Annotated in this window: 21 protein-coding genes and 1 tRNA gene; 15 read left to right on the plus strand and 7 right to left on the minus strand. The window is 43.9% G+C overall.

What is annotated here, in order from left to right; translation table 11 throughout:
- Positions 1 to 178: 178 nt before the first annotated feature.
- Positions 179 to 958, plus strand: a complete 780-nt coding sequence (locus OE749_RS15805) for a glycosyltransferase family 2 protein (protein ID WP_263713449.1) — start codon at positions 179 to 181, stop codon at positions 956 to 958.
- A gap of 10 nt (positions 959 to 968) precedes the next feature.
- The gene (locus tag OE749_RS15810) at positions 969 to 1,742 is read left to right on the plus strand and encodes a glycosyltransferase family 25 protein (protein WP_263713450.1); all 774 of its coding nucleotides are present in this window, start codon (positions 969 to 971) and stop codon (positions 1,740 to 1,742) included.
- A gap of 12 nt (positions 1,743 to 1,754) precedes the next feature.
- On the opposite strand, the gene OE749_RS15815 is transcribed toward OE749_RS15810, so the two are convergent.
- Complete coding sequence (locus tag OE749_RS15815) at positions 1,755 to 2,480, minus strand: 3-deoxy-D-manno-octulosonic acid kinase (protein ID WP_263713451.1); 726 nt, start codon at positions 2,478 to 2,480, stop codon at positions 1,755 to 1,757.
- Between the two features lie 15 nt (positions 2,481 to 2,495).
- Entirely contained in the window at positions 2,496 to 3,782 is a 1,287-nt protein-coding gene (locus tag OE749_RS15820; RefSeq protein ID WP_263713452.1) for a 3-deoxy-D-manno-octulosonic acid transferase, read from the minus strand.
- Between the two features lie 233 nt (positions 3,783 to 4,015).
- Between OE749_RS15820 and OE749_RS15825 the strand changes: the two genes are divergently transcribed.
- From OE749_RS15825 to glpG, 10 genes are all read left to right on the plus strand, one after another.
- Positions 4,016 to 5,077, plus strand: coding sequence for a glycosyltransferase family 9 protein (locus OE749_RS15825; RefSeq protein WP_263713453.1), 1,062 nt, complete (start codon positions 4,016 to 4,018; stop codon positions 5,075 to 5,077).
- A gap of 70 nt (positions 5,078 to 5,147) precedes the next feature.
- On the plus strand, positions 5,148 to 5,600 hold the full coding sequence (locus tag OE749_RS15830; RefSeq protein WP_263713454.1) for a type 2 periplasmic-binding domain-containing protein: 453 nt from the start codon (positions 5,148 to 5,150) through the stop codon (positions 5,598 to 5,600).
- A 2-nt stretch (positions 5,601 to 5,602) separates the two neighbouring features.
- Entirely contained in the window at positions 5,603 to 6,784 is a 1,182-nt protein-coding gene (locus tag OE749_RS15835; RefSeq protein ID WP_263713455.1) for a TonB-dependent receptor, read from the plus strand.
- A gap of 245 nt (positions 6,785 to 7,029) precedes the next feature.
- Complete coding sequence (locus OE749_RS15840; RefSeq protein WP_263713456.1) at positions 7,030 to 7,482, plus strand: hypothetical protein; 453 nt, start codon at positions 7,030 to 7,032, stop codon at positions 7,480 to 7,482.
- Positions 7,479 to 8,648, plus strand: a complete 1,170-nt coding sequence (locus OE749_RS15845) for a TonB-dependent receptor (protein WP_263713457.1) — start codon at positions 7,479 to 7,481, stop codon at positions 8,646 to 8,648. Before OE749_RS15840 ends, OE749_RS15845 begins: the two co-directional genes overlap by 4 nt.
- 3 nt (positions 8,649 to 8,651) lie before the next feature.
- Entirely contained in the window at positions 8,652 to 11,117 is a 2,466-nt protein-coding gene (locus tag OE749_RS15850; protein ID WP_263713458.1) for a putative bifunctional diguanylate cyclase/phosphodiesterase, read from the plus strand.
- A gap of 128 nt (positions 11,118 to 11,245) precedes the next feature.
- Entirely contained in the window at positions 11,246 to 12,439 is a 1,194-nt protein-coding gene (gene kbl, locus OE749_RS15855; RefSeq protein ID WP_263713459.1) for a glycine C-acetyltransferase, read from the plus strand.
- The gene (gene tdh, locus OE749_RS15860) at positions 12,439 to 13,464 is read left to right on the plus strand and encodes an L-threonine 3-dehydrogenase (protein WP_263713460.1); all 1,026 of its coding nucleotides are present in this window, start codon (positions 12,439 to 12,441) and stop codon (positions 13,462 to 13,464) included. The genes kbl and tdh overlap by 1 nt, the downstream gene beginning before the upstream one ends.
- Position 13,465: 1 nt before the next feature.
- A complete protein-coding gene (gene glpE / locus OE749_RS15865; RefSeq protein ID WP_263713461.1) occupies positions 13,466 to 13,795 on the plus strand; it encodes a thiosulfate sulfurtransferase GlpE in 330 nt (109 codons plus the stop codon).
- Entirely contained in the window at positions 13,796 to 14,665 is an 870-nt protein-coding gene (glpG, locus tag OE749_RS15870; RefSeq protein WP_263713462.1) for a rhomboid family intramembrane serine protease GlpG, read from the plus strand. It begins immediately after the preceding gene.
- A 49-nt stretch (positions 14,666 to 14,714) separates the two neighbouring features.
- Here glpG and OE749_RS15875 read toward each other — a convergent pair whose 3' ends face one another.
- Positions 14,715 to 15,116 carry a flagellar basal body-associated protein FliL gene (locus OE749_RS15875; protein ID WP_263713463.1) on the minus strand — a complete coding sequence of 134 codons (402 nt, stop codon included), beginning with the start codon at positions 15,114 to 15,116 and terminating at the stop codon, positions 14,715 to 14,717.
- Positions 15,117 to 15,294: 178 nt separating this feature from the next.
- Here OE749_RS15875 and OE749_RS15880 point away from each other — a divergent pair, with 178 nt between their 5' ends.
- Entirely contained in the window at positions 15,295 to 15,888 is a 594-nt protein-coding gene (locus OE749_RS15880) for a chorismate--pyruvate lyase family protein (RefSeq protein WP_263713464.1), read from the plus strand.
- Between the two features lies 1 nt (position 15,889).
- Positions 15,890 to 16,747, plus strand: coding sequence for a 4-hydroxybenzoate octaprenyltransferase (ubiA, locus tag OE749_RS15885; RefSeq protein WP_263713465.1), 858 nt, complete (start codon positions 15,890 to 15,892; stop codon positions 16,745 to 16,747).
- An 8-nt stretch (positions 16,748 to 16,755) separates the two neighbouring features.
- Here ubiA and ubiK read toward each other — a convergent pair whose 3' ends face one another.
- Entirely contained in the window at positions 16,756 to 17,010 is a 255-nt protein-coding gene (gene ubiK / locus OE749_RS15890) for a ubiquinone biosynthesis accessory factor UbiK (RefSeq protein ID WP_263713466.1), read from the minus strand.
- A 265-nt stretch (positions 17,011 to 17,275) separates the two neighbouring features.
- On the opposite strand from ubiK, the gene rep reads away from it, so the two are divergent.
- Positions 17,276 to 19,294, plus strand: coding sequence for a DNA helicase Rep (gene rep / locus OE749_RS15895; RefSeq protein WP_263713467.1), 2,019 nt, complete (start codon positions 17,276 to 17,278; stop codon positions 19,292 to 19,294).
- Here the strand turns inward: rep and OE749_RS15900 are convergent.
- The 3 genes from OE749_RS15900 to OE749_RS15910 all read right to left on the minus strand — a co-directional run bounded on the left by OE749_RS15900 (position 19,280) and on the right by OE749_RS15910 (position 22,746).
- Positions 19,280 to 21,898, minus strand: a complete 2,619-nt coding sequence (locus tag OE749_RS15900) for a bifunctional diguanylate cyclase/phosphodiesterase (protein WP_263713468.1) — start codon at positions 21,896 to 21,898, stop codon at positions 19,280 to 19,282. The two genes, rep and OE749_RS15900, sit on opposite strands and share 15 nt — an antisense overlap.
- A gap of 131 nt (positions 21,899 to 22,029) precedes the next feature.
- Entirely contained in the window at positions 22,030 to 22,428 is a 399-nt protein-coding gene (locus tag OE749_RS15905; RefSeq protein WP_404828192.1) for a c-type cytochrome, read from the minus strand.
- Between the two features lie 241 nt (positions 22,429 to 22,669).
- Positions 22,670 to 22,746, minus strand: a tRNA-Arg gene (locus OE749_RS15910).
- Positions 22,747 to 22,864 lie beyond the last annotated feature (118 nt).

A 22,864-nucleotide genomic window follows, 5' to 3' on the forward strand; every position in this document is an offset into this window, starting at 1 on the left:
TATTTCTCTATTATTGCTCACCTCTTGCAAAAAATATGGCAAACTATTGTGCGTTACATTTCTCAGCCCAAGTTAGTTAAAGCAATCGGTTTAACTCAACTCACGCTGTTAAATCTAGCATAACGTAAAGCTATTATTTGACGTTCGGAATGTAGATTCTGATTACATAAGAAAGGTTATGTCGAGAAGAAAAATATCGTGTTTTGTTATCACACATAATGAAGCTGACAGAATTGAAGCCTGTTTGAAGTCGGTCGCTGGCTGGGTTGATGAGCTTATCGTTTTAGATTCGGGATCAACCGATGGCACAAGAGAGCTGGCGTTAAAATATACTCCAAATGTGGTTGAAACGGATTGGCCAGGCTTTGGCCCTCAGCGTAACCGTGCATTGTCTATGTGCACTCATGATTGGGTGTTGTCATTGGATGCAGATGAAGTGGTTACACCGGCACTTAGAGACGAAGTCGATCAGGTACTAGCTGAGCCTGATCTCAACGCGACGTTTATTAAGTTTCCGTGGCATACCTATTTATTTGGAAAGCCATTGAAGCATGGCCGATATTCAACGCCACAGGGAAAGCTGTTTTTCAAACAGGGTGCGCAATTTAAAGACCGAAGCGTGCACGAAACCCTTCTATTACCTGAGTATCACATTCGTGTGCTTAAAGCCCCTTTATTACATTATAGCTGGCGCGATTATCAACACGTGATGGAAAAACACCTCAAGTATGGTGTACTCGGAGCGGGTGAAAAAGCCAAAAAAGGCAAACGTACCTCTATTCCCTACGCGGTTTTAAGAGCGTTCACTGACTTTATTCAGCAATATTTCATTCGATTAGGATTTTTAGACGGTCAGCGAGGTTTGTTGATGGCGATGATATTGAGTCAATATGCATTTCATAAATATGCCGCGTTGTGGACGTTGAATGTAGAAAACCAAGAAAATAAAACAAAATAGAGAGTTATGCATGGCTGAACAAAATGCCGCTATTTTTTCATCACTTAATGACTATTTTGATCATGTATACGTGTTAACGCTAACACATGCGACAGATCGCCAAGAGAACGTAAAAAAGGAATTAGCGGGTTTAAATTGGTCATTTTTTTACGGAACGGATAAAAAGACACTAGATATGCAGACGCTAGAACGCGACGGCATATACGACGACGCTGAGCACAAATCCACAAAACGTACTCATCGTTCGATGAATTTGGGCGAAGTTGCGTGTTCTTTGTCCCATAAGCGTATGTATCAAGATATGCTAGACAACGGCTACAAGCGGGTACTGATTATGGAAGACGATGTATTACCCGTTCCAGAACAGCTTGCTCGCTTTAATGAGATCGTGAAACAGCTTCCCAATGACTGGGAACTGCTGATGTTAGGTTACTATGGTCATAAGTTGGCCAAGCCTTTCTATAAGGCTCAGGTAAGTTTGTATACATTATTCCATCATTTAAGTTTGTTTAATTGGGGAAATGTCAGCAAAAACTGGATAGATAACATTATCATGGACGACTATTCAGAAGATTTGTTCGAGATAGGTAAAGTGCTCGGAACGCATGCTTACGCTATCACTGATGAGGCTGCGAAGAAGTTTATTGATTATCAAACACCTGTAAAACTTCAGGCTGACCGAATCTTTAATTATTATAAATCTGAAAGGCCGTTAAAGGGGTTCGCAGTTAAGCGCCCTGTTTTTACATTGTCAGAATTAAGTAAAGTGTCTTACATTCAATGATTGAGCGCCCTCTCATTTAAGGGGGTGTGAATTGTAACCATTGATAAGGTTGTTCCAATCCTCTTCCTCAAAGAAGTAGTGTTCGCAGCGTTGCGACTCTTTTCTCAAAGAGCGCAATAAGCGGGAGAGGTTGGCTTGCTTCCATTTTTCACCGTGTTTAAAGCCGCATTTATCAAAGTCGATAAGGAAGATGCGCCCTTGGTCATTCATCATAATATTGTGAATGTTTAAGTCGTGATGGTATACCTGACAATCGTGAAACTGGCGTATAGTTCGACCAATTTTTTCCCACTCAGAGGGTGTCAGTGCCGACTGCAAAAGTAGATTATGTACATCTTTTGCGCTGGCTAACCGCTCGGTAATGATATCACTTTGATAATAAAAGCCATGTTTAACCACACGTGCCGCGACTGGTACTGGCGCGGGCAAATTCAACTCATTTAATTGCAGTAATAAGCTTAATTCACGCCAAGCGCGTGTTCTAGACAGTCCCAAATACCAGAATTGGTCGTTGAGCAGTTTGCCGGGCAATCCGCCTCGTTTATAACGACGCAAAACGAGATCGGTGTCATTCACGTGAAAAAAGTATGTAGTGCCTCTACCGCCAGCAGAGCCAGTAAGTAACGCGTTTTGCGCTAAATACGCCGAGTCAAACCATTCAATAGGAAAGTATGGGAAGCGAGCGGCATCAAACCAAATCACTTCATTTTTATTTTCGGTTGAAATTCGTTTTTGCATAGTCAGTCTTGACGCTTAAAATCCGATTGCCGTGAGAGTGCGTTGAATCGCCCCCGTGTTTTCCTGAATCACGCGAGCGCTCGCTTGTCCTGCGGTTTGTCTTGCTCTGGTATCGTGTAACCAATTGTCACATTGAGCAATCAAAGATGGAAGATCTTTGCATATGATTAATCCGCCATTGTCTTCCAACGTTTGGCAAATTTCGGGGTTATTGTATGTGTGGGGGCCCATTATCGCAGGAACACCATAAATCGATGCCTCAAGCGCATTGTGACCACCTCGATTAGCAATGCTTCCACCAATGAAAGCGATATCAGCGATACCATAAAGCTGCGCTAACACACCCATTTCATCTACTAGGACAATATCAGATTGATGGATATTTGCCTCACTGCTTCGACAACAGGTTAATCCGCTACGTTGACAAAGCGCCCACACTTTATCGAATCGCTGCGGATGACGAGGCACCAAGATAAGCCGAATAGCATGCTCTTTTTTCAATGCTAAGAGTGTATCAAGAAGATATTGCTCTTCTGGGGCGTGAGTACTGCCACCGATGATGATAAGTCGGTTGTCAGAATTAAAGCGGGCTTTTACTTTCTCTATGTCGCTGGTGGATAGCGGTGCGTGCAAATCAAATTTAATATTGTTAGTTAAGGTTAACTTATCTTTGGGCAAACCAAGTGCTAGATAATTGTCAAAGTCTCTTCTACCTTGTGCGCACACGCAACTGATCTTATGTAACATGGGCGTAAATAATGCGCTGATTTTTGCATAGTTTCGGCGAGATTTGTCTGTCATTCTTGCGTTAACAACGGTAACTGGAATGGCGCGTTTCCAGCATGCATGAGTGAGGTTTGGCCACAACTCCACTTCTGTGATTAACACCTGTTCAGGCTGCACTTTATTCAATAAGTTCTGCATTAAAAACGGCAAGTCAAAAGGCAAATACACGTGCTGAACTTTATCGCCAAAAATTTGTGCGACGCGGTCTGCGCCTGTTGGCGTTGTGGTAGAAATCGTGATGGGTTTGTCTGGCATTGTAGACCAAATTGATTTTACGATTTTACTGGCTGCAACCACTTCGCCGACTGAAACGCAATGAAGATAAATCCCCCCAGTGTGTGTTAACTGAGGCAAAAAACCAAATCGTTCTTTCTTGCGGTAATCAAAATTGGTGGGCTTAACGAGGGACTTGATCAGCCATATGCAAAGTGCAACTGGCAGAATGAACATCCACAAGCTGGAATAAGCAAATCTGGCAAGTTCTTCATTTATGCTTGGGCGATACGGGCTCGACATAGGGTTTATAGCTATTTTTCGTTGGACGAGAAGACTTTTGAATGCGTGCAATAGTCTTCTAATATGACATTTACCGTATTGTACATGTAAATCTATTATAGAAAGTCTTAAATATTGTCATTGTGTATGTTTTACGGGTAGTTATGTCGGAAAATCAAGCAATTAATTAGGCTTGGCTTGTAATCTGTGAGCATTTATATTGAAATTGCCAACCTGTCTTCTCTATAGGCTGAATGCTTGTGGTTCCTTCATCTCTTTGTATATTGCGCCTTTCTGCCATTGGGGACGTGTGCCATGCCGTTTCGATGGTGAGCCGCATTCGAGCGCAATCTCCCAATACCACCATTACCTGGATTATCGGTAAAATTGAATATCAACTGGTTCAACATATACCAGACATTGAATTCATTGTGTTTGATAAATCCAAAGGCAAAGCCGCCTATAAAGCACTTGAAGAAGAACTTAAAGGCAGGCAATTTGATGTTTTGCTAGCAATGCAGGTCGCCTTTCGCGCTAACTTAGTGGCAGCGAGGATTTCCGCGAAAAAGAAAATTGGTTACGACTGGGCTCGTAGTAAAGAGTTGCATTGGTTGTTCACCAATGCGCGCATAAAAGCACAAACCCACGCGCATGTGCTGGATAGTTTTATGGCATTTGCTGATGCCGCGAATATTCCCGCGCAAACTCACCTTGAATGGCAGATACCGATTAGTCAGGAAGTGGAACAGTGGGTAGCAGAAAAAACTGAAGGATTTGGCAGGTATGCCGTTATAAACCCTGCAGCGAGTAAGCAAGAAAGAAATTGGCTACCAGAGCGTTATGCGAAGATTGCTGAATACTTGAGTTCTAAGGGGCTTACTCCCATATTGTGTGGCGGGCCCTCTGCGGTAGATAAACAATTAGGCGAAAAAATCATTAGCCAAACCACCTGCATTTCAGGTAATTTTATTGGTCAAACCACGTTGTTACATATGCTTGCAATGTTGAGAAAAGCTGAATTGGTTATTGCACCAGATACTGGTCCAGCGCATATGGCAACGATGGTAGGAACGCCGGTTATTGGCTTGTATGCCCATAGTAACCCTCGTCGAACCGGTCCTTACTTAAGTCAAAATTATGTCGTGAATGCATATGATGACTTGGTGGTAGAAAAGTATGGAAAGCAATGGTCAGAATTGCCTTGGGGTACCAGAGTGAAAGGGGAAAACTTGATGCAGCGCATAACCATAGAACAAGTACGAGCTAGAATTGATCAAGTGGTAAACGAATGCGATATCGCATCTGAGTGCAAGTAGTTGATTACTAGCTATAATTTGGTCAGAGATGTGCCCCTTTTCATGCATAGATGTAAGCTGGAGAAAGCGATTGGATAGTTTTGGGTATTTAAGGTGTTTGTTCATTGCCTTGGTACTGTTTGCCGTTCCTGCCGTAGAGGCAAGAAATGACAACTTACAGGTGGTGGTCATTACCAATGCATCAGTCAGTTCTCACGCGTTGAGTACAAGTCAACTTAGGCGAGTTTTTTCAATGCGCCAGCTTACGTGGCCAGATGGTCAGTCGATGCGGGTGTTTGTCCTCAACAATAAGCATGAAGCCCATGAAGCGTTCTGTGTCGGAACCCTAAATATGTTTCCATATCAACTGGAAAGAATGTGGAATAAGCTAATTTACTCTGGATTAGGAGAAGCGCCCACTGAGGTGGCTTCACTCGATGAAATGCTAGAAAAAGTGATGACAACGCCAGGAGCAATTGGATACGTGCCTTCATCCATTGTACCTTCGGAAAATATTCAAATTATTCGATTGGAGGAAGGGTAGCCATGTTAGAGAATCGATTACCTTATTTCTTCATTGTAGCAAGTTCCCTGTTGCACGCGTATGTTCAAGCTGAAGAGGTAGAAGTACACGGATTTATTGCCCAAGGATTAATTCAAGCACCCCACAGCAATTATGTTGATGACGAAGGGGATTTGTCGTTTGATTTGACCGAAGCTGGCGTGAATGCTTCGTATCGTTTGACGCCATCTTTGCGTGTTGCGGGGCAGGCTGTTTATTTGAACGCAGGCAATCGATATGCAGAAGGCGCAAGAATTGATTATCTCTTTGCCGATTGGACGGCAATCAACACATTAGATACCCAGCTAAACGTACATGTTGGCCGATATAAAAACTATCATTGGTATTACTCATCCATTCAAGATGTGCCTCATGCTCGTCCTTCAATCATTCTTGCACAATCAGCATATATTGATGCATTCAGGGATGTTGCCCTTGGAAGTGATGGTGTCGGTTTGATATGGCAAAAAGCCACGGATAATGGCGAATGGGAAGTGGACTGGAGCTATGGCACAGCAAATATAAGCCGCGAGCAAATGCAAAATCTGCTCAGTGATATCGCGCAAGGGGAACTCAATCAGGATTTCGTGCACCAGTTTTCTGTGAAGTACCGAGATGTTATGAGTAACTGGCAAGTGGGTTTTAGCTTGCTTGATTCAGATTTTACCTATGACGCCACACCTGATGAGATCCTTTATTCAGGCGATGCAGTGTCTCAGCGTATTATGGTATATGGCGTGTACAACTGGAAAAACCTAGAAATTGTGTCTGAGCTGATGCGCGAACGCGCGATATACAATGGCATCTTGTCACCTGACTTTTTTAACCAGTCGGTGGCAGAAGGCGGTTACGTTCAGGCCAAATATCATTTTTCAGCAGATCTGTCGATTACGGCACGATTAGACTTATACGACCGCGACAAAGAAGATCGTGATGGCACGCGATTGTCTCAAATGTCTGGTGGTACGATTCCGAGTTACTTTGGGTATATGGATCAGGCGATGCTAGGCGTAAGCTACGACTTCGCCGAGAATTGGCGTGTACAAGCGGAAGTGCATCGAGTGAAGGGAGCGGGGCGTTTAGCGCCATTATTAGCCCCAGATCCGATTGCGAACGATCGAAAGTATTGGAACATCTTTGCATTGCATGTCATGCATTGGTTTTAAAGAGAGCAGTAATCGCTCTCTTAACGCCATATAGGACAAGTAAAGGGTTAAAAACCGTATAATTTTATCATTCCCCCTCACTTTGTTAAAAATCAACTAAAGTTAAAGCAATAAGCAGACGTCACGTTTAATGCGGCCTGCTTGATAAACTCTATAACGTAATTCTGGCTTTATCTTTTTTGTTGAACACCTAAAACATTGAGAAACGTTATGTGCAGTTGACTTTACACCGATGGGGTCCTGTATTGATTATACATTCTATTAAAAAAAGGGTGTTACAAGCACTATCGATTTGGCTTGTACTGTGCTGCTTTTCGTTACCGGTATTTGCGGAAGAGGTCTTGGTTTACACCCACCCAAAAGTTGATGGAAGCAAACTGACTAAAGGTCAATTGAGAAATATCTTCACAATGCGTCAAAGCGTGTGGCCCAACGGCGAGCAAATTCGTGTATTTGTGCTTAAAAGTGACAACACACTACACCAACAGTTTTGCAAAGAAATATTGGGAATGTTCCCGTATCAACTAGAGAGAATCTGGAACAGGTTAACCTATTCTGGTGTGGGAGAGTTGCCCAATATTGTTGAAACAGAAGAAGAAATGCTAATCAAAGTGACGACATCTCCAGGCGCGATTGGGTATATCTCTAAGTCACGTTCTGAAGCACCTTCATCCGAATCTGAGGTGGCTAGGTTATGAAATACCACGCTTTAGTTGTAATTTTTATACTAAGTTATTGTTGTAAAACCGCTTTTGCTGCCGATAATTGGAATATACATGGTTTTGTGGCGCAAGGAATTATTCAGGCGGAAGGGAGTAACTTTGTCAACGATGAAGGTGATACTTCGTTAGAACTGACTGAAGTTGGCTTGAACGCAACATACAGGATAAACAATAAATTGCGTATTGCAGGGCAAGCAGTTTACTTGAATGGTGGTAACCGATTTGCCAATGGCCCTCGGATTGATCATTTGTTTTTAGATTGGCAGATGTATAACACCTTAGATTCCCATGTGAACCTGTATTTAGGGAAAATAAAAAACTATCACCGTTTGCACTCGGCCACCCGTGATGTGCCCCATACGCGACCGTCAATCATTCTGGCGCAATCGTTGTATATAGACGTATTTAGAGATGTAAATATAGGATCTGATGGCGCACTATTTAAAGGCTTAACCACGAACCGCTTTGGTGAATGGGAGTTTAACTGGAATTATGGTGTGGCTTCGATTAGCAGCGATCAGACGAAGTTATTTTTTGCTGACGGCGCATCGGGAGAACTTGATTTAGCCAGAGAGCACCAAGGCAGTATTTATTGGCGGCCTTCAGAGTCTAATTGGCAGTTTGGATCAAGTTTTGTGAATGCAACCTTTGAGTATGAACAAGGTGAAAACGATCCGTTTGCAGACGGACAGGCGCAAACTAAAGGACATTATTTTAATGCCCGTTATTTTGGTGAGTATTATACGATAACTGCCGAGTACATTAGGCTTCGCTCCATTGTTAATGGATTAATCGCGCCGAATGTCTATTCAGATACCACGGGCGAAGGTGCGTATTTGGAAGGGCAATTTTACTTTACACCGACATTGTCGGGACTCATCCGAGTTGATATTTATGATCGAAACGTTGAAGATCGTTCGGGCGAGCGCTTAGCTGCGCAGGGAATACCCGCATATTTTGGTTATATGGATCAGCTCACACTGGGGTTGAGTTGGAATATCGCGCCCAAATGGCGTTTACAAGGGGAAGTACACAGAGTGAAAGGGACTGGAAGATTGGCACCCATTATTGTGCCTGATATAGCCAACAACAACCAAGAGTATTGGAACATTTGGGCATTACAGCTCATGTATTGGTTTTAACCTATGCTGCGATTTATTAGCCTACCAAATAAAATACTTATTCTACTGCTGTTGATGTCGGTAGCGCTTACATCGGCTGTGTCGTGGTTGTGGATCAGTAAAACCAATCAAGACTATATTCTTAAACAGAATGAAATCAGGCAGCAAAGCCAGCAACAGTATCAGCAACTTAACAATCTGTTTAGAGCGAGACTAGAATCTTGGATTGAGTTATTGGTGCAAATGCATCCTGACGGCGAGGATAAGATTGCGTTAATGAGTCAGACTTTGTCTGAAAAGCTCGAATTTTTGCGTCTTAATTGGCAAATCGAAAATGTCTGGTTAACAGATACAGACGGAAATAATGCGTTTTCTACCACAGAGTCTCCAGCCGATTATATTCTTGCACTGCAACAGCGTGCCATAGAAGAGCAGCGCTCCATTGAAAGCGTTGTGTGCGATAGCAAGTGTAAGCAAGTGTTATCTGTGCCCATTTTGGGTGCCAACGGGGAATTAGCCACCGTGTCGCTAAGCATAAGCCTGTTGGAAACCATGGCGTTCTTAAATCAGTCTACTGGTGCGTTGGTCGCGCAAGTAATCGCGCAGGATACTGATAGTCAACAATATATCCGAGATCTCACATTACGCGGTCAGGTGGCAAGAAAAACAGAAGATACGGTCGAAGCGTTAATTGCACAGTTTCCTATACACAGCAAAGTGAATGATGTGGTCGAAAATGGCATTCAAGTTCGAGCGAATGAGCGTGATTATCTGGTGAATTTAATTGATATGACGCCAACTGATGACAGCAGCTTTATTTTGTTAGCACATGACATCACGCCCATGACTATGGCGCATCAGGAGTACCAGAAAACCGTTATGTACACCATGGTAGGAATTATCCTGATCATGGCGAGTGTTTTTTATCTGTTGCTGAATAACATTCGTAAGCGTTTACTGAATTTATCTGATCAGCTTCCGCTACTTGCCCAGCGTGACTACGAAACATTCAGACAAATAGATGCCTATCGCGCTCGTTGGGTTAAAGATGAATTGGATACACTTCAAGGTACAGTCATTGAGGTGGCTAATCAGCTGGAAAGACTGGATACCAAAGTACAAGAAAAAACCCATGAACTAGAAAAAATCGCCATGTACGACACGCTAACGTCGCTACCCAATCGGAATATGCTGACATTCCAGCTTGCTAAAGCGATTGAATCATTAGGGCGTGATGATGGCTTCGTTGTGATTTTGTTCTTTGATTTAGATGATTTCAAAAAAGTTAACGATAGTTACGGCCACGGGGTGGGTGACGCGCTCTTAATTGAAGCATCAAATCGATTAAAAGACGTCGTTAGAACCACAGATATTGCCTGTCGTTTTGGTGGCGATGAATTTGTTGTGTTACTCAATCATGTAAAGAAGCTAGATGGTGCACTTATGGTGGCTGACAAGTTGTTGGAAACCATCAGGGAACCAATAAATATTGATAATCTGCGCTTTTATGTGTCTACCAGTATCGGTATTGCCGTTACAGATTCGAACGAAATGAAAACGGAAGATTTAATTCGCCATGCTGATATTGCCATGTATCAGGCAAAAACAGCGGGCGGAAACTGCTTCCGGTTGTACGATTCAGAAATGTCACAACGTGCGTTAGACAAAGTAGAGTTAGAATCTGAAGCGCGAGATGCATTATTGGACAATCAATTTTTCTATGCACTTCAGCCGCAAATAGACATTCAAACTAACAAGCTCATCGGTTTTGAAGCATTAATTCGCTGGAATCATCCTGAACGTGGTTTTGTCTCTCCTGGGCAATTTATTCCTGTGCTGGAAAATACGGCATTTATGCTTTCGCTTGGCTATTGGTGTATCGATCATGCCTTTGAGTTATTGCAAGAATTTCATCGTCGAGGTTATAAAGACCTGAAAATAGCCGTTAATCTTTCAGGCGCGCAATTCCTTGATCCTGAGTTAGTACCGCTGCTTGAGTCCAGACTCAAAACCACGGGCATTCCGGCGCATCTTATTGAGTTGGAATTGACTGAACGAACGCTGGTTTCCGACATTGAAAATGCCACCCTGATCATGCAGCGATTGATTGATTTAGGGTACATTATTTCAATTGATGATTTTGGTACTGGCTACTCATCACTAAGTTACTTGAAACGCATGCCGGCGCATATCATCAAAATCGACCGAGTCTTTATTGACGGTATGATGAAAAGTAATGCCGATAAACAAATTGTTGCGTCAACGATATCTATGGTGCGTAACTTAGGTATGAAAGTAGTGGCTGAGGGGATTGAAGAACCTGAACAACTTGACGTGTTACATAGCCTTCAGTGTGATTGGGGGCAAGGATATTACATCGCTAGACCCATTTCAGAATACCAATTGTTTGCTGCAATGAGTGAACATTATAAAGACGGAAAGTGGCATATAGAGCCGCTAAACTCAATCAACCAACCTCATGCAATGTAAAGACTGTAACTTCGATGTTACAGTCTTTAAGTGCCCCAACCAGTTAAGAAAATCTTTTCTGTGCTTACCTTCTGCGTCGAAACCTTTTAAAATGCCTAACATCAAAATGATGCCCTATCGAGGAAACCATGACGCAAGCGTTTATTCAGCATTTACAGCAAGAGATTGAGCAGGTAAAAAAAGACGGTTTGTATAAATCAGAACGTGTCATCACGTCACAGCAACAAGCCGACATTGAAGTCGCGGGTGGCGAACACGTACTAAACTTCTGTGCCAATAATTACCTTGGTCTTGCCAACCATCCCGACTTAATTGATGCTGCAAAAAAGGGGTTAGACAGTCACGGTTTCGGCATGGCGTCGGTGCGTTTTATTTGTGGCACGCAAGACATTCACAAGGCGCTTGAAGCAAAAATCAGTGATTATCTGGGGACGGAAGATACTATTTTGTATCCGTCATGCTTTGATGCTAATGGTGGACTGTTCGAAACGTTGCTAACCAGCGAAGATGCAGTGATCTCTGATGCGCTCAACCATGCCAGTATTATTGACGGCGTTAGGCTGTGTAAAGCGAAGCGCTATCGCTATGCGAACAATGATATGCAGGCATTAGAAGAACAACTTAAACAGGCCGATGCTGATGGTGCTAGATTCAAGCTTATCGCCACAGACGGTGTATTTTCTATGGATGGCATCATTGCAGACATTAAGGCGATTTGTGATCTAGCTGACAAATACAACGCGATGGTGATGGTAGACGATTGTCATGCTACTGGGTTCGTAGGCGATAGCGGCAGAGGAAGCCATGAATATAACGATGCCATGGGCCGTGTTGATATTATCACCGGTACGCTGGGCAAGGCTCTAGGCGGTGCGTCTGGTGGGTATACGTCAGGGAAAAAAGAAGTGGTGGAATGGCTGCGTCAGCGTTCTCGCCCGTATTTGTTTTCTAATTCTGTTGCGCCGGCAATCGTTTCTGCCTCATTAAAAGTATTCGAGATGCTAAAAGATGGCGACGAGCTCAGAGAAAAGCTTCGCCGCAACAGCGAACATTTCCGCTCTCGCATGGCCTCCGCTGGGTTTACCCTTGCAGGTAAAGATCATGCCATTATTCCTGTGATGCTGGGTGATGCGAAGCTTGCCAGTGATATGGCAGACAAATTATTAGCTAAAGGGATTTACGTGATCGGCTTTTCATATCCTGTAGTACCTAAAGGGCAAGCGCGTATCCGCACGCAAATGTCGGCTGCTCATAGCCTCGAACAGGTTGACCGTGCAATCGATGCCTTCATTGAGGTAGGTAAAGAGTTAGGGGTAATTTAATGAAAGCCTTATCGAAATTACATCCAGAAAAAGGTATCTGGATGACCGAGGTAGATAAACCGGAAGTCGGTCACAATGATTTGTTGATTCAGATTCGTAAAACCGCGATCTGTGGTACCGATATGCATATTTACAACTGGGATGACTGGTCGCAGGCAACCATTCCTGTTCCTATGGTAGTCGGGCATGAGTATGTGGGTACTGTGGTTGATATGGGACAGGAAGTCCGTGGTTTTGCTGTAGGCGATAGGGTGTCTGGTGAAGGGCATATTACCTGCGGTCATTGCCGAAATTGCCGAGCTGGACGCCGACACTTATGTCGAAATACATCGGGCGTAGGCGTTAACCGTGAAGGGGCGTTCGCGGAGTATCTGGTGATTCCTGCATTTAATGCATTTAAAATTCCCGATAACATTCCTGATGAACTGGCATCTATATTTGATCCATTTGGAAACGCAGTTCATACGGCACTTTCCTTCGACTTAGTTGGCGAAGACGTGTTGATCACTGGCGCTGGCCCGATTGGAATAATGGCGGCAGCGGTCGCGCGCCATGTGGGTGCTCGACACGTCGTGATTACCGATATCAATGAATACCGTCTTGATTTGGCGAAAAAAATGGGGGCCACCCGTGCAGTTAACGTGAGTAAAGAAAACCTTCGCGATGTGATGACCGAGTTAGGTATGACAGAGGGTTTTGACGTGGGTTTGGAAATGTCAGGTGTGCCCTCGGCGCTGCACGATATGCTGGCGCGTATGAACCACGGCGGCAAGATTGCTATGCTGGGTATTCCACCCAAAGATGTGGCGATAGATTGGAATCAGGTGATTTTTAAAGGGTTGGTCATTAAAGGAATTTATGGCCGTGAAATGTTCGAAACTTGGTATAAAATGGCGAGCCTGATTCAAGGTGGGTTAGATTTGTCGCCAATTATTACCCATCAATTTGGTATCGATGACTTCCAAAAAGGGTTCGATGCAATGGCATCGGGAAGTTCGGGCAAAGTTATTTTAAATTGGGACTAATATGGAGCAGTTTCAGCATATTTCTCCAGAAAACGCGTTTAGTATGTTGTCTGAAGGCAACGCAGCCATTGTTGATATTCGTGATGAACAATCATTTCAGCAAGGTCGGATAAAAGATGCGTTTCATTTAACGAATGGCTCTTTGCAGCAATTTACTGATGCTAATGAGTTCGACACGCCTGTTATTGTTTGTTGCTATCATGGGATCAGCAGCCAACAGGCGGCGCAATTTCTTATTCATCAGGGTTTTGAAGCGGTCTACAGTTTAGACGGCGGCTTTGAGCAATGGCGCAAGCTGTACCCGTTTATCTCAGGTGAAGATAACACTTAAATGGCAGAGCCGACCACCGTTGTTGCATTTGATCAAGAGCAGCCAGCCAGGCTGCTGGTTGATTATCTCAATAGTAAACGTATTCACGCGGTCTACGTGGCGTCTTCAGAGCCACATCGTCATGGCGTGGCGCTTTTTGATTCGGCGCAAATAGATGAGGCTAAACCCCTTATAGAGGGATTTATCACCAACCCTTATCATCAGAAATATCAATCTGCAGCGTGGAAACATGGCACGCAATTCACCGGAAATGGTGAAACGGCATTCAATATTAATGGAATGAAAGCGCCCTTCAGAGGCGCGCCCGTCGTGACGGCAATATTTGCATTATGCTCACTCATATTTGCGCTATATTCGATAGGCTTTGCTATGCCTGTCAGGTATTACCTGTTTATTCAACCTTTTCCAATTTTGCTCGACACGCAACAGTGGTGGCGGACGATTACGCCAGCCTTAGTGCATCTTTCAGCATTACATTTTGTCTTTAATATGGGCTGGTGGGTTTACTTAGGCAGTCAGGTTGAACGCAAGCTGGGCAGTGTGTTTTTGTTTGCATTGTTCGGTGTTAGTGCTATTTCCTCTAATATCTCGCAGTTAATGGTATCAGGTCCTTATTTTGGCGGATTGTCAGGCGTGGTATATGCGTTGATGGGGTTTGTTTGGTGGATTGGGTGGCTAAAGCCTAACTGGAACATGCAGCTGTCAAAACCCCTTGTGGGCTTTATGTTGCTATGGTTGATTTTAGGCTATGCAGATGTGCTTTGGGTAAATATGGCAAACACCGCACATTTAATCGGATTAATTTCAGGATGTGCACTTGCTTGGTTGGTGAGTAAAATCAGCGACCTGAATGCTCCCAATAACACATAATGAGCGCTCAATATTCACAAGGAGGCAATGAATACCTCCTTACAGTTGATTAGCCTTGATACAAATACTTGGTAAAAATAACGTCTTTAATCAGCTCCGAACCCGTTTCTTTTTTCATTAATTCGCGCAAACGTTCAAGAATAGTGCGCCTAATGTCTTCTCGTCCTGTCAGAGATTTGATTCTTTCTTCTGGTTGTCGACCAAAAATTTCTATGGTGGTAGAGCGAAGCAGGGGAGCATGGTGTTCTGCAACCTCTATGTATTCAACATCTTCGAGCATTAACTCAACGGTGACCCTTACGTACCCTAAACTACGCGCACTTGGCCCCAAGTAATTCGTCACGATGTCTGGCTCAAGCCCAAAGTAGGCGAAATTATTTTGTGCTTGTGCGGTTGTGCTGGTAAATGTGCTAGCTAACGTTAACAAAACACAAAATAAATATGGTCGCATCGTTTTTCTCTTCTATACAATCTGGCTATGTGAAAAAGTTTAGCAATAAACCTTGCTCAGCCTAAACATTTTATTGGGCGATGTGTTACTCACATGAGCGATAAATTGCTGTCTGCGCTTTAGTCTCTGAATGTGACTTGATATTATAATGCGATTGAAAAATAAAAGATAATTATCATTGAACACCCACATTGCATTTCCGGTTAACTTACCTGCATCTTGGCATCAGCCTAGCGCATTAAACGTGCCGGATCCCTGTTTGAAAGACTGGTTGTTAAATTCTGGATCGTTGACAGAGCGACTGCAAGCACACAGTAGACGCTTTGCATTGCGGGTAATCGGTCAACAAGCGTCACCACTTTCTGAAGAAGAGGTTGCGCACATGGCGTTGGCTAAGGCATCGGTACCGTCGCTGAATACGTTAGAGTCAAAGGCATGGCAGGTACGCGAAGTGGTGCTTTATGGTGATGATTCCCCTTGGGTTTTTGCTCGTTCAATTTTGCCAGAAGGATTATGTGAAACGGCATTATCTGGTTTAGGGGAGAAACCACTTGGCCAGTTAATTTTTAATAATAATGCTTACCAGCGTTCATCGTTTGAGATTTCACAATTGCCCGCGTCGCACCCGCTACTTACATCATTGGGATTATCATCTTCTTATCCGCTTTGGGCGCGGCGTTCACGCTTTTTCCTGAATTCATTTTCGATGTCGGTTGCTGAGGTGTTTCTTCCTGGTGCACCAGCATATAAGTATATGGAGCCGGTAACATAAGATGACAAAAACCAAATTAACGGGGTATGTTCAACTTGCCAGATTAGATAAACCCATTGGCATCTACCTGCTCCTGTGGCCCACCTATTGGGCACTATTTATTGCAGCACAAGGATGGCCAAGCGCTCATATCTTTATTGTATTCACTTTGGGTGTTGTGCTGACGCGCTCGGCAGGGTGCGTTATCAATGATTATGCAGATAGAAAGGTAGACGGCAGCGTTGAACGCACTGCGCAACGCCCACTTGTGACTGGCGTCGTGTCGGAAAAAGAAGCGATTGGTTTCTTTTGTTTGCTGATGCTAATTGCGTTTGGACTTGTGTTAACACTAGATGTAAAAACGGTTTTACTTTCGTTTGTAGCCCTTGCGTTAGCGTTTACTTATCCTTTTATGAAGCGCTTCACGTATTTGCCTCAATTTGTGTTAGGCGCTGCATTTAGCTGGGGGATACCAATGGCATTTATGGCGACTCAAGGTCATATACCATGGTATGCATGGCTTTTATACGTAGCTAATTTGCTTTGGACGGTGGCTTACGACACACAATATGCAATGGTTGATCGAAATGATGATGTTAAGATTGGTGTTAAATCTACCGCGATTTTGTTTGGCAAATATGACCTGATTATTATCGCCTTTTTGCAAGTGAGCACGCTATGTTGCTTGGCGCTTGTTGGCCAACAGCTGGCTTTGTCATGGCCATATCAGCTTGCAATTATTTCCGCCTCCATCATGTTTGCTTATCATCAGATGTTAATTAAAAATAGAGAGCGGCAGGCGTGTTTTAAAGCCTTTTTACATAACCATTACGTTGGGTTGGTTATCGCAGTGGGCTTGCTGGCCCACTACATGCTTTAGGCCTTCCGCTAGCTTTTTTTCGTTACTTCGCTTTCTAAGGCCGACACGCGAGCTTCCAAGGCTTCTAGCTTCTCGCGTGTACGAATCAGTACCTGACTCTGGACATCAAACTCCTCTCGGCTGACAAAATCGAGTTTACTTAATTGATGTTGAAGGATTTGCTTAATTTTACCTTCTGCTTCTTCTGCCATTGAGCGCACGCCTGGCGGCACAGCTTGTGAAATCTGTTTGGCGATATCTTCCAGTTTCTTAGGGTCCAACATGGTACTTTCCCGTTATCCAGCTTAATTGGGTTTATCTTTCATCTTTGAATATTGTGGCGTTTGTGCACGTGTTAGGCAAGGCATCAAGGCACCTTTTCGTGTAACCTGAAGATGTGATGATAAACGCGTGTTTAAAATTAACGTACATTTATTAATGTATGTACCACTTATGAGGCTTTCAAGGTAAAGCCTTAAAATGGTTAGCGATAGCTTTCAATCGTGATTTTTTTTACAATCCGCCCCCCAATTGAAGAGGTGGTGTTCAATGAAACTCAATCCCGGACAAAGTGAAGCCGTGAGCTACATATCTGGACCTTGTCTGGTATTGGCTGGTGCGGGCAGCGGAAAAACACGCGTAATCACGAACAAAATTGCTTACCTTGTTAGGGAGTGCGACATTCCCGCTCGTTATATTGCAGCGGTTACCTTCACCAATAAAGCTGCCAGAGAAATGAAAGAGCGGGTGGGGCAAACACTAGGCAGAAAAGAAGCAAGAGGGTTGAAAGTCTCTACCTTTCATACCTTGGGGCTAACCATTATCAAGTCTGAGGTCAAAAACCTCGGAATAAAAGCCGGCTTTTCACTATTTGATGATAAAGATTCACTGGCGCTACTAAAAGATTTGACGCAAGACGAGCTCGACGGTGACAAAGAGCAACTGGCACTGCTGCAAACTTGTATCTCCAATTGGAAAAACGATCTAATTCTACCCGAGCAGTTGCAGAAAATTGCGCTTTCTCCGGGAGAAGTCGACTTTGCCCGCTTCTATCAACGTTATCAGGAACATATGCGTGCTTACAACGCGCTTGATTTTGATGACTTGATTTTGATGCCCACGCTCTTACTAAAAAACAATCAGGAAGTACGCACTAAGTGGCAGAATAAGATCCGGTATTTGTTAGTCGATGAGTACCAAGATACAAACACTAGCCAATATGAATTGGTTCGATTGCTAGTTGGTGAACGTGCAAGGTTTACCGTAGTAGGTGACGATGATCAGTCTATTTACTCGTGGCGGGGCGCAAAACCCCAAAACTTGGTGTTGCTGAAAGAGCACTTTCCCCGACTGCGGGTTATTAAGCTCGAACAGAACTACCGCTCATCGGGGCGGATTCTGCATTGCGCCAATATTCTCATTCAAAATAACCCACACGTATTCGAAAAAAAGCTTTTTTCTGAACTTGCTTATGGTGAGCCTCTACGCATCATTTTTGCAAAAAATGAAGAACACGAAGCTGAACGCGTGGTGGCAGAGTTGATTGCCCATAAGTTTATGAACGGCACGCAGTTTAAAGACTATGCCATCTTATACCGAGGTAACCACCAATCTCGCGTGTTTGAAAAGGTGCTCATGAACAACCGCATTCCATACAAAATTAGTGGCGGAATGTCGTTCTTTGGCCGTGCAGAGGTAAAAGATGTCATGGCCTACTTGCGCTTACTTGTAAACCAAGATGATGACAACGCACTTCTTCGTATTATTAATACCCCCAGCCGAGGTATCGGCCGTGCCACACTTGAGAAGCTCGGCAACTTTGCCAATGTGTTGAACAGTTCAATGTTCGAAGCCGCTTGCCATCCACGCTTGCAAGACGTACTAAGCGGCAAAGCCTTGGTGGCAGTAGAGCAGTTTAGTCGCTGGGTTGTAGAATTGTCTGATCGAGCAGTGCGTGGCGATGGCGTTGCAACGTTGCGTGAGATGATCAAAGCCATGGGCTACGAGGAGTGGTTGTACGAAACAAGCACCAGCCCTAAAGCCGCAGAGATGGCGATGGCAAATATCAGTACGCTATTTGGTTGGGTAACGGGCATGCTGGAAGGCAATGACCTCGAACCACCGATGACATTACAGGAAGTGGTAAACCGTTTAATTTTGCGAGACATGATGGAGCGAGGTGAAGATGAAGACGATAGTGATCAAGTGCAACTAATGACGCTGCATGCATCAAAAGGACTCGAGTTCCCTTACGTATTTATGGTAGGCATGGAAGAGGGGTTGCTACCACATCAAAGCAGTATTGATGAAGACAATATCGAAGAAGAGCGGCGTCTAGGTTATGTGGGAATTACCCGTGCTCAACGAGAACTGTTTTTTACGTTGGCCAAAGAGCGTCGTCAATTCGGTGAGTTAATCCATCCTGAACCAAGCCGATTTTTATATGAACTGCCACAAGACGATGTGATGTGGGAGCACAAAAAGGCTAAACAAAGTGCAGAAGAGCGCCAGCAAAAAGGCCAAACCAGTATTGCTAATCTTCGAAATATGTTATCAGGCGGTAAGTGATTGTAGACCGGGAGATTCTTCGAGTTTTTGTGAGCGCTGTAAGTAATTTCCTTGGCCTAACTCGCAGCCAATCGCCGTTAATGCTTGATATTGCTCTTCTGTTTCAATACCTTCAGCAATCAGCTTGAAGTTTAGGTGCTCAGAAATCACTAACACGGATTGAATCAGCTTTAAATTGCGTTGAGAGCGCGGGATAGACTTCACAAAACGGTGGTCGACTTTTACGTAATCAAACGGGTAAGAGTATAAATAGCTGAGCGAGGCTAAACCACTACCAAAATTATCGAGCACTAAGGTCACGCCAGCACGTTTTAGTTTGCGTATTGCAGGCAGCATAAACTGAGAACGGCGATTAAGATCGGTCTCGTCAAATTCAAACACCAACTTACTAGGATCGATATTCGCCCCACTGATGTATTCAATGAGCTGTGACACCAACTTGCTCTGCATTAAGTGATTAATCGACAGGTTAATGGCTACGCGATAATCTTTCTCAGGCCCGTCCATTGTTTGCCAATTGGCTAAAATATTACAGGCTTGTTCAAGCATGTAATTGTCAATTTCGATGGTTAAGCCACTGTGTTCAGCCACTTGCCAGAATTGTTCTCGCTTGATCTTGCCAAGCTTGGGATGTTCCCAGCGAATAAAGCACTCTTGATATAGCACATCGCGCGAATCCATACCTAGAGCAGGTTGTAGGTAACACTCAAATTTAGAGGATTTGAGGGTGCGTCTGAATTCGTTTTCTAACTCCAATTCCTCTAACAGTTTTTCTCGCATACTCTTATCGAATGTGACATAGCGACCACGTCCCAGGGCTTTGGCTTGGTACATAGCTGCATCGGCATCACGAATTAATTCGTCTGCTGACTGGTAACCTGTTTCGATATTGGCAATACCTATGCTGGCACCCGAATACATCTCTTTACCATCTAATATAAATGGTGCGGCGATTGAGTTAATTACGCGACTTGCGACTTCTTCTACGTCTCCAAATGCGTCAAAGCTGTCGAGTAAAATGACAAATTCATCGCCCCCTAACCGAGCGAGCAAATCGTGAGCCCGTATGCATTTGGCGATGCGGTTAGCCACCTCGATAAGAAACTGGTCGCCAGCGTGATGCCCAAGTGTGTCGTTAATGAGTTTGAACCGGTCTAAATCAATAAAAAGTACTGAGTAATTGTGGTCGACATAACGCTTTTTGCTGGCTATGGCTAACTCAAGGCGGCTATTAAACATGACGCGATTTGGTAAGCCTGTTAGCGAGTCGTGGTGGGCGTCGTGAATGAGCTTAAGCTCCATTTCTTTGCGCTCTTCAATCTGCTTTTTAAGATACAGATTGGTTTTGTGGAGTTCATCAGTACGCTCTCTGACTTTTTCAGATAGCTGAATATTGTAGCGCTGAATGGCTTCAGACGAACGCTTACGTTCCATCGCGGTAGCGATATGGTGGCTCACGAACCGAAGAAGTTCTAAGTCTTTTAAGGTATAAGTGGCGTTCTCGCCATAAGTTTGAACTGCGATAACCCCTGAAATCTCACCATCAACAATCAGCGGCGAGCCCAACCAAGAATTCGCCTGTCGTAACATGTTATCGGCAGTGTGCTGATCTAACTCGCCTTCTAGGCATAATTGATTGACTTTACTGGTATCAATCAGTTCTGCCCGACCTGTGCGTAATACATACTCAGTTAAGCCTTGCCCCATTGGGCGAGATTGAATGTTGGTATTGATTTCATCGCTGTAATATGGAAATTCCAGCATGCTGTTTTTTTCATCGAGCGTGGCGATGTAACAGTTCGGCGCACTCAATAATCTGGCCAAGATATCGTGCAAGTATTTGTAAAACTGACACATATCTCCTTCAACAGACGCAGCCAGTTCTGAAATATCGAATAGCGCTTGTTGCAACGACTCAATCTTCTGTCTTTCTAAGATCTCATCTTGAAGCTCTTCATTAATGGTACGCAATTGTTTAGTGCGTTCACGTATAGTTTGTTCGGTTAATTCACGGCTCTTCACCCGGTCTACGGTGTTGACAATGTGCTGTGATACAAACAGTAAAATTTCAAGATCATCTTGGCTGTAACGCACGGCATCGTCATAACTTTGCACAACCATTGCGCCGATTACATTGTTACCGCGTTTAAGCGGTACACCAATCAAATCAACGGGTAGCTGCCCTAATAGCGAAATGCCTTTGTCTTGCAATATTTGTTGTGTGTTTTCTTTGGTGAGGAAAAGGTGTTCACCTGAATTAAGAATGTAGGCCGTGATACCTTTTGAGATTTCTTCGCTACTTAATTCTTTGACGATAGGTTCATCGTACTGATCGATAAGATAAACGAAATCGACGGTGTGTTCATCATGGTTTAAATATGCCACGTAGAAATTTTCTGCATTCATAAACTCACCCACAATGTGGTGAATGGCAGGATATAGGCGTGACAACTCACTCACTGAGCCAGCGAGTTCCGAGATCTCAAAAAGCGCTTTCTGGGTTAACTCAGAGCGCTTGTTCTTTTCCTTAAGCTCTTCCAGTTGACTGAAAAGGTCGTGAATCTCGTCAATTGAAAGTTGCTCAGCTTCTTTACGTGTTGGCATTATTATTAGATAAACAAACTGTCGTGGATACGAAAACTAACCGAACAAAAATACACCATCCAGATCAGAAAGGCCACCGAATTGGTGGCCTTTCTATGCATTTTTAAACGAAGTTTTGAATTTTCGTCGAATTAAATGCCTTCAATCATGTATTCGATTGCTGCTTTGATGTCATCATCAGAACAGTCTCCACATGTGCCGCGTGGTGGCATTGCGTTGAAACCATTAATCGCATTACTCAGCACGGTCTCGAAGCCTTTTTCTAGTCGCGGTGCCCAATCACCTGCATTTTGCAGTTTGGGTGCGCCCAAAACGCCTACGCCGTGGCAAGCAACACACGATGCGTTATAGATATCCTGTCCAGAACGTGGACCCGCAGCCGCAGCAGAAGCGGCTTCAGCACCTGCCACATGAACAGATCCTACAGCTTGGATTCTCTTTTTGATCGCATCTTCTGACATATCTTGTGCCTGAACTGCACTGGCAAAGAATAAGCCTACCAATAAACCAATCAACACTTTCATTTTCACAATATTCTCCAGACGAGTACGACGTGTTTGTTTAATCTGTTATCTGCTGAATTATAACGACTTCTCTAGCCCTAACAACTGTTTAATGCGGATAACACAATAAAACTCCGTCTTTAGTACGGTTTGGTGACTTGATTAGATCGCCTGCTATGGTAGCGAGGTAAGCGAAACATAAGATGCGAAAGATAAGCTGTTGCGGTAAACAGAGTACAAATGTAAATGGACGAACAATATTAAAAAATGGCCCGCCCTAGAGGATTCGAACCTCTGGCCTCGTCCTCCGGAGGGACGCGCTCTATCCAGCTGAGCTAAGGGCGGATTTCGGTTGGCAATTCTAAAGCAATTTCGTCACTTTTCCAGTGTTATTTATGTGTGTCTGTCACCAACTAGGTGAATGGAAAAGGCTTGCTGGTACTCAGTGTTTGATTTAGTGTGT

Origin of the sequence: Fluctibacter corallii (genome assembly GCF_025751585.1) — a bacterium.
GTDB lineage: Bacteria > Pseudomonadota > Gammaproteobacteria > Enterobacterales > Alteromonadaceae > Fluctibacter_A > Fluctibacter_A corallii.